This window comes from Sphingobium sp. CCH11-B1 (genome assembly GCF_001556865.1).
GTDB lineage: Bacteria > Pseudomonadota > Alphaproteobacteria > Sphingomonadales > Sphingomonadaceae > Sphingobium.
Genome location: NZ_LSJY01000212.1, coordinates 22,863 through 30,604, shown reverse-complemented (window position 1 = coordinate 30,604; position 7,742 = coordinate 22,863). Strand labels below are relative to the sequence as shown.

Here is a 7,742-nt window from a genome sequence, read left to right as displayed (position 1 = left end):
GCCCGGATCGACGCGATAGAGAAACGCAGCGTCCAGCGTCCGGCTGGCGATCCAGTCGGTGCCGCTGCGGCGGAGCGCGACAGGCGAACCGCCGAGCAGCACAAGGCGCGGGACCGTGGCCGCAGGTTCGAACCGGAGCGTCCATTCGATCCGCGAGCCTTGGGGTGCTCGCGTGTCGAGCGAGGCGGAGTCACGGACGGGAAGGCCCGTATAGGCTGGCGGAATGATCCGCATATTCTGCGCCACCAGCCGAGGGACGCCGGGGACGACAGGCGTCCCTTCCCGACTGGGGGCCAGCATAGGCGGTCGGGCATCGGATCGTGGCCAGACCAACGCCGCAACGACGCACAGCATGGCGATCACCGAGACCGCTGCCAGCGTCTTGGTGGGCAAGGGTGGGCGCAGATCATCGGGGCTGCCCTGATCGAGCCGGGTCGCGACGCGGTGGCGCTGAAGGGACAGGAGCGGAGAGGGGGACGTTTGGTCGGTGAACAGTAGGGCGCTGCTGTCCTCCAGTTCCGGCCGGGTTCGATCCAGGCTGCGCACCAACCATACCTGATCGAACGCCGCCGCGCGTCGCCGTGCCACGACAAGGACCAGCATGATGCCGAAGATCGCGACAGCGCTCGCCACGGTTGGCCCTGCGACTCGCCATGCGATGACCGTGGCCGCCAGCAGTACGGGTGCGGCGCAGGCGGCGGTTTCGATCATCCGCCGACGCCGGGCAGGGCCGACCCAGCGCGCATAGAGCAGGTCGATGGTCACGGGGCGGCGCTCCGGCGGCGGCTTGTCGCCAGCCATCGCTCGATGCACAGGACGAGTGCGATCAGGATGGCGATCCATGAGCGCAGCGACGTGGGCACCGGATCATAGGACCGCGCCCCTGTGAGTGGGGCATAATCCGCTGCCCGCACGGTGCGAGGAGGTGGCGTCGGCGCGAGCATATCGCGCAGCCCGGCGGGAAAATCCGGATCGAGCAGTGTGGGCATGCGCGCGGGTTCGAGCGGACGGGAAAAATGCATCAGGCGGCCTTTGCCGATCGACGCCGCTTCCGCGAGGCTTTCCCCCTGCTGGTCACGCCACGTCACGACGCGCGCCCGCCCCTCGGGCAGGAGCGCGTCGCTCGCCACGACCAATGTGCTTCCCGACCGCGTCCATTCCATGACATCGGCAGGCACGGTGCCGCCCACGAGCCAGAAAAGGACGCGATCGCGCTTGGGGAGCGGCGCGCCAGCGGGCGCGACGTCGATGTCCGCGGTTCTCCCGCTCTGCTGCCACGCCAGGGCAGCGGCGCGGATGTAGCGCAAATTGGCCTGATGAGCGGCATCGTAGCGGATGGAAAGACGGGGCGGGGCGGCAAGGGGGGCGACCGGCCCGGGCATTCGCCCCGGCATTATGCGCCACGTCACCGGCCGCGACAGGCGCACGCGGGCTGCATCCGCGCCATTCAGGATCGACGGCGCAATGATCGTTAGCGGCGTGCCGGCGGGCAGGCTGGCATCCAGGTCCCGCATCAGGCTGGCGACGGGCAATGGCCCGGCGGGCTGTACCCCATTCAGGGTCGGAAAGCCGGGCGCCAGCCAGTGGGCGCGTTGTCCCTTCAGGCTGGCGGCGTCCACCTGCGCACCGGCAATCACGGCGACATAGGGTTTGCTGCTGCCGACGGCGAACAGCACAGGCTGCGCGAGCCATAGTGCAGCGAGGGCTACCAGCAGCAGCCGAAGCAGCAGCAGCGGCCATTCATCAAAACGGAGGCGGGAACGCGGCCTGGGTTTCTCTCGGAGCCAGCGCAGGGCGGCGAAGTCGGTGGTCTGCTGCTCGCTCTTGCGCGCGATGTGGATGAGGAAGGGAAAGACAAGCGCTGTCAGCGCCGCAAGCGCGGCAGGAAAAAGCAGGCTGATGTTCATGCGGCGTTCGCATCCTGCGGCTTGCCGAACAGGCGGCGCAAAGGAAGGTCAACCGGCTCATCGAGCATATGGGCGGCATGGCGGATGCCGATCGCGTCCAGCCTGCCGTGCAAGGCTGCCCGGGCTTCCCCGAACCGCGCCAGAAATTCGTCTCGCAGCGCACTGCCGTCCGCCAGAAGCTGCTCGCCCGTTTCGGGATCACGGAAGCGATAACCGCCATCGAACGGGAAATCGCGTTCGGCAACGGTGAGCATCTCCACGACCAGCGTCTCGCGCCCGGCGGCAGCCAATTTTTCGGCCAGCGCGACCACCCCGTCATCGAAACAGTCGCTTAGCAGGATGACGAGATCCTGCGCGCCCACACGTTCCCACACTGGCCCGAGCTGGTCATCTGCCGCGAACCGCTGGGCAACGCGCAACGACAGCAGTTCGAGCAATAGCCGGTCCCGCTGTCGCGAACCTGCCGCAGGGGGGAGCAGGGCAAGGCCGTCCGACCCCAGGCCCATGAAGCCGAACCGGTCGCCTTGCCGCGTGGCCAGTTCGGCCACGGCGGCAGCGATCGCCCGGGCAGCGTCCAGCCTGCTATAGTCTGGCCTTGCCGCGTCCGATTGGCCCATGGATGCGCTGAGATCGATCAGCACCCACACCGCCACCGGGCTTTCGCGTTCCGCCTCGCGGACGAAGAATTTGTCGGAACGGGCGTAGAGCTTCCAGTCTATCTGGCGCAATTCGTCGCCGGGTTCATAAGCGCGATATTGGGCGAATTCCAGGCCGGCCCCGCGGCTTTGGCTTCGGTGCTGGCCAAGGCCATGCGACCCCACCGCCCGCCGCGTGACAAGGTTCAGCCCGCGAAGCCGGCTGCGCACGTCAGGGGGGAGGAGGTCGACCATCGCGCCGCGATCAGACCAGCGGAACCGCGCGGACCAGAGCGCTGACGACATCGTCCGCGCTGCGGCCCTCCGCTTCGGCTGCGAAGGACAGCAGCAGGCGGTGACGCATGACAGGCGCGGCAAGCGCGGCAATGTCTTCCCGTGTGGCCGCTAGCCGACCATGCAACAGGGCACGCGCCTTGGCGCAGAGGATCAGCGCCTGCCCCGCGCGCGGCCCTGCGCCCCATTTTACATATTTGCGGATGTCGTCCGGCGCATTGTCGCCCGGCCGGCTGGCGCGCACGATGCGCGTGACCCAGGCGAGCAGGTCGTCATTCAGATGCACGTCGCGGACCAGCCTTTGCAGCGCCAGCACCTCCTCCCCGGCCATGACGGCCGGAACGGAGCCTGCGCTGGCGCCGGTGGTCTGCGCCAGGATGGCGCGTTCCTCGTCCTCGGTCGGGTAATCGACGCGGACGTGGAGGAGGAACCGGTCAAGCTGGGCTTCGGGCAGCGGGTAGGTGCCCGCCTGTTCCAGCGGATTCTGGGTCGCAAGCACGAAGAAGGGGGCGGGCAGGCGATGGGTCACGCCGCCATAGCTGACCGTCTTCTCCTGCATGGCCTCCAGCAGCGCGGCCTGCGTCTTGGGCGGAGTGCGGTTGAGTTCGTCGGCCAGCAGCAGGTTGGTGAAGACCGGACCTTGCTGGAAACGGAAGCTGCGATGGCCGGTGCCATGATCCTCCTCCAGCAATTCGGTGCCCAATATGTCACTGGGCATCAGGTCGGGGGTGAACTGGACTCGATGGAAATCCAGCTTCAGCGCTTCGCCCAGCGAGCGGACCAGCAGCGTCTTGCCAAGGCCCGGCACCCCTTCCAGCAGGCAATGGCCGCCGGCCAACAACCCGATCAGGAGTTGCTCGACGACATCGGCCTGCCCGACGATTGCCTGTCCGATCGCGGCTTTCAGGTCGCCAAGGCGCGCGAGGCGGTTCTGGATGTCGGCTTCGGTAAGGTCGGTCATGTGCTGGTCCCTTGCTGGGGCGGAAGCGGAAATGGGAACGCCGTCAGACCGACAGCGCATACATCACGATATTGACCGCGAACTTCGTATTGTCCTCAGCCAGGAAGCGCTTGTTGCGCCAGTCATAATCCCATTCGCAGCCATAATCCTTGTTGCTGTAGAGAACGCCCAGGCGTCCGTTCACCTCTATGCCCTTGAGATAGTCGTGGACGAGATCGTCGCCCCAGCCGTTAAGCTCCAGCGCGGTGTTGGGTGGTCCGTCGAACTTGAAGAAACTGCGATAGATGCCATGGGTCTTCGGCAACGCCTTCAGCGCCCTGGGGCCGAATATCTTTGCCATCTGCGCCTCGAACGAACGGGCGAACAGGCCGTCAATGTCGTGGTTGCAATCGTCCACCATGACGAATCCGCCGTTGCGCACATAGCGTTCGAAATTGCGCCGCTCGGCCGGGGAAAATTCCACCAGTTTATGACCCGCCATGTAACAGAAGGGCGCGGTCAGCATTTTGGGGTCCGACAGGGCGACGACATGTTCCTTCGGATCGACCCGCAACGTCGTGTAGTCGATAAGCGAGGTGACGATGTTTGACGGGGCCCGCTGATCCACGTCCCAATCGCCCGAGTCATAACGCAGGCGCGTGAACCAGAAGTCGTAACCCCCGGCGGCGGCGAGCGGCCGGGGGAGCATCGCGCCCGCCAGACCACCCGCCATCAACCGAAGAAATTCGCCGCGTGTCATGCTGTCGTGATCGGCCTCACACCGCGTCCGAGAGCGAGGTGAAGGTGAAATCGCGCAGCTTCATCGGCGGGACGACCATCGCCGTGTCGCCTTCGTCGCTTTTAACCCGCACCGGCTTGCCGAATTCCTCGACATTGTTGAGCATGATGACCGGGCTTTCGTTGAAGCGGAAATTCTTGATCGGATATTTCAGCTGCCCGTTTTCGATATAGAAAGTGCCGTCGCGGGTCAGGCCCGTCAGCAGCACGGTCTGGGGGTCGACCATGCGGATATACCAGGTGCGCGACACCAATATGCCGCGTTCGGTCGTGCGGATCAGGTCGGCGGTCGATTTCGTGCCGCCTTCCATGATGATGTTGCCGAACTGCGCCTGTTCGGGCTTGCCCTGCTTCTGCGCCCAGTAGCGGCTGTAATTCATCGTCATGAGCTTGCCGTTCTGGATGATCGGCATCTTCTTGCGGGGCAGGCCTTCATCATCCCATGGATACACCGCCGCGCCCGGATAGGCCGGGTCGGTGAACATATTGACCTGCGGCCCGTACACCTGCTCGCCCAGCTTGTTGCCGCCGCCCTTCTTGGACAGGAAGCTGCGGCCTTCGTCGGCCGACCGTGCGTCAAAGAAATACATCATGAAGCTGATGAGCCCGGCGGCTGCGGCCGGTTCGAGGATCACGGTGTATTTGCCCGGTTCCAGCGCCTGCGCGCCGGCCGAAGCGCTGGCCTTGCGCATGGCGACGCGGATGTCATCCGCCGCGTTGAACTGGGCTACGTCCTGCACATTGTGGCCGACCCAGCCCGACCCGCGTCCGTCCTCGGTCCGGACAGTGCAGGTGTAATCGGAACTGGTCGATGTCTGGTACCCGTAATTGCCCTTGTTGTTGAGAAAGGCGACGAAGCCGGCCTGATCCTCGAGATAGCCCGCCGCCACCAGTTTTTCGGCGCGGCAGGGCGCAATCGAATCCGACGCGACCTTGGCGCGATAGGCAGGCGTGATGCCGGCCGTGGACGCGCTGAACGTGTCGGTCTTCATATAGGTCTGCTTGGGCACGGCCGGCATGAACTCAGGGTTCTCCGGCGCCAGCCTTGCCAGCTCCTCGGCGCGGCGGACCGCGCGTTCGAGCGCGGCGTCATCGAACTGGTTGATGGTGGTGATGCCGACACGCTTGCCGAACGCCACTTGCACCTGAAGCTGGATGTCGTCGGTGATGCCTGCGGTCGACACGTCGTTGCGCGCGAAGCGGACGTTGCCGCGTGTACTGCCGGCCAGCTGTGCGGTGCATTCGTCCGCCTTGGAAAAGCCCACGACCTTGGTCAGAATCGCCTTGGCCTGCGCTTCGGGAAGGATGCTCATCTTATCTGTCTCCTAAAGCGTATCAGCCGAGCGTGCGGGCGGTGTTGATGACGTTGATGCCGTTGAAGCGCGCGGTCGATGACCCGTGGGACACGGCGGAAACCTGCGCGGGCTGGCCCTTGCCGTCGAAGAAGGATCCGCCCAGTCGATAGTCGCTGGCGTCGCAGACGCCGGCGCAGGCGTTCCAGAATTCTGGCGTCCGGATCTGGTAGGCGACATCCTCGATCTGCTGGGTGATCTTGCCGTTCTTGATCTCGTAGAAGAGCTGGCCGCCGAACTGGGCGTTGTAGCGCTGCTGGTCGATCGAGAAGCTGCCGTCGCCGATGATGTAGATGCCGTCCTCGACATTGGCGATCATGTCGGCAACGCTCATCTTCTGCTTGCCGGGTTCCAGGCTGACATTCGCCATGCGCTGGAACTGCACATTGGACCAGCTGTCCGCGTAGCAGCAGCCATCCGACGCCTTCTTGCCCTCGATATGGGCCTGGTCGCGGATCGCCTGATAACCGACCAGCTTGCCGTCGCGGATCAGATCCCACTTCTTGGTCTTAACGCCTTCGTCGTCATAAGCGACAGCGCCCAGGCTGCCGGGCTGGGTCTTGTCGGCGACGATGTTCACCTTGTCGCTGCCATATTGGAAATGACTTTGCAGCTTGTCCATCGTGGCAAAGCTGGTGCCGGCGTAATTGGCTTCATAGCCCAGAACGCGGTCCAGCTCGAGCGGGTGGCCGATCGATTCATGGATGGTAAGCCAGGTGTGCGACGGGTCGAGAACGAGGTCGTACTTGCCCGGCTTGACGGAAGTCGCCTTGATTTTCGCCTGTGCCTGGCGGGCGGCGGCAATCGCGTCTTCCTTCATGTCATAACTGTTGCCGTAGACGGTCACGCCGTTCGGCAGCACGGTCTTGCCGCTCGCCGCGCCGTCCAGATATTCAAAGCCCATGCCCATCGGCGCGGACAGCCCTTCGCGCACCCGGAACTTGCCGCTCGCCTTGTCGACGGCGGTGACTTCCATGGGCGCCCAGATACGGTGCACATCCTGATCGATGTAGCTGCCATCGGTGCTGGCGAAATATTTCTGCTCGTTCACCAGGAACAGGATGGAGCGGATGAAGCTCGCGCCCGCGGCCAACGCGGCGGCGTTCACCCCCATCAGCAAGTCGACCTTGTCCTTGATCGGCACCGTCATGCTGTTCTTGACAAGCGGGGTGCGCCAGCTGACCTCGCCCACGCCGGGCGTCGGGGCCAGCTGCACCGGCGCGCTCTGGCCGGGGGCGTTTGCCTTGGCAATGGCGACAGCCTGAGCCGCGGCCTTCGCCACCGCTTCCTTCGTCAGCTCGTTCGTGGCGGCAAAGCCCCATGCGCCATCGGCGATGACGCGTATCCCGACGCCGGTCGATTCGGTGTTGACGATATTTTCGACATTGCGCTCGCGGGTGATGACGAACTGGCGCAGATAACGGCCGACCCGGACGTCGCAATAAGTGGCGCCCGCACCCTTTGCGCTGTTGAGTGCGGCGTCCGCCAGGCTCTTCTTCAGCGCGCCGTCGATGGCGCTGTTCAATTCTTCCGCGGCGATGACGCGCCCGAACATCGAAGGGAGGACAAGTCCTCCCACGCCCGTAGCGCCAAGGGCCATAAAATCGCGTCTATGCAAGGGTGGTCTCCTGCCTGAGCAAGCCCGCGCGAAGCGGGTCGATGATGTCGAAGGCATGGCCAGACGGCCGCTTCGGCTTATTGCGGTCCGGCTTTGCGCCGAACCGGTTGATGGGCGCGATCATTGCCGGGCGGCACGGCGGGGTCAAACAACTTTTACGTTTGCGCAAAAGCGCTTCCCGCTCTTTCGACATATGTC

General features: G+C 64.9%; 6 protein-coding genes and 1 pseudogene. All 7 read right to left on the bottom strand.

The window, feature by feature from the left end; all coding sequences use genetic code 11:
• Positions 1-765, bottom strand: a pseudogene (locus AX724_RS21835) (DUF4175 domain-containing protein); the annotation flags it as partial.
• Positions 762-1,907, bottom strand: a complete 1,146-nt coding sequence (locus tag AX724_RS21830) for a BatA domain-containing protein (RefSeq protein WP_066771238.1) — start codon at positions 1,905-1,907, stop codon at positions 762-764. The pseudogene AX724_RS21835 and the gene AX724_RS21830, both read right to left, overlap by 4 nt.
• The gene (locus AX724_RS21825; RefSeq protein ID WP_066771254.1) at positions 1,904-2,797 is read right to left on the bottom strand and encodes a DUF58 domain-containing protein; all 894 of its coding nucleotides are present in this window, start codon (positions 2,795-2,797) and stop codon (positions 1,904-1,906) included. The genes AX724_RS21830 and AX724_RS21825 overlap by 4 nt, the downstream gene beginning before the upstream one ends.
• Before the next feature lie 10 nt (positions 2,798-2,807).
• On the bottom strand, positions 2,808-3,797 hold the full coding sequence (locus AX724_RS21820; protein WP_066771228.1) for an AAA family ATPase: 990 nt from the start codon (positions 3,795-3,797) through the stop codon (positions 2,808-2,810).
• Positions 3,798-3,840: 43 nt separating this feature from the next.
• A complete protein-coding gene (locus AX724_RS21815; protein WP_066771226.1) occupies positions 3,841-4,536 on the bottom strand; it encodes a DUF4159 domain-containing protein in 696 nt (231 codons plus the stop codon).
• Between the two features lie 16 nt (positions 4,537-4,552).
• Positions 4,553-5,887 carry a TldD/PmbA family protein gene (locus tag AX724_RS21810; RefSeq protein WP_066771224.1) on the bottom strand — a complete coding sequence of 445 codons (1,335 nt, stop codon included), beginning with the start codon at positions 5,885-5,887 and terminating at the stop codon, positions 4,553-4,555.
• A gap of 22 nt (positions 5,888-5,909) precedes the next feature.
• Positions 5,910-7,526 carry a TldD/PmbA family protein gene (locus tag AX724_RS21805; RefSeq protein ID WP_231736793.1) on the bottom strand — a complete coding sequence of 539 codons (1,617 nt, stop codon included), beginning with the start codon at positions 7,524-7,526 and terminating at the stop codon, positions 5,910-5,912.
• Positions 7,527-7,742: the final 216 nt, after the last annotated feature.

Excerpts from the sequence above, each read along its gene's own strand:
- AX724_RS21815 (WP_066771226.1), bottom strand. The coding sequence starts at position 4,536 with ATGACACGCGGCGAATTTCTTCGGTTGATGGCGGGTGGTCTGGCGGGC.
- AX724_RS21825 (WP_066771254.1), bottom strand. The coding sequence starts at position 2,797 with ATGGTCGACCTCCTCCCCCCTGACGTGCGCAGCCGGCTTCGCGGGCTG.
- AX724_RS21810 (WP_066771224.1), bottom strand. The coding sequence starts at position 5,887 with ATGAGCATCCTTCCCGAAGCGCAGGCCAAGGCGATTCTGACCAAGGTC.
- AX724_RS21830 (WP_066771238.1), bottom strand. The coding sequence starts at position 1,907 with ATGAACATCAGCCTGCTTTTTCCTGCCGCGCTTGCGGCGCTGACAGCG.
- AX724_RS21805 (WP_231736793.1), bottom strand. The coding sequence starts at position 7,526 with ATGGCCCTTGGCGCTACGGGCGTGGGAGGACTTGTCCTCCCTTCGATG.
- AX724_RS21820 (WP_066771228.1), bottom strand. The coding sequence starts at position 3,797 with ATGACCGACCTTACCGAAGCCGACATCCAGAACCGCCTCGCGCGCCTT.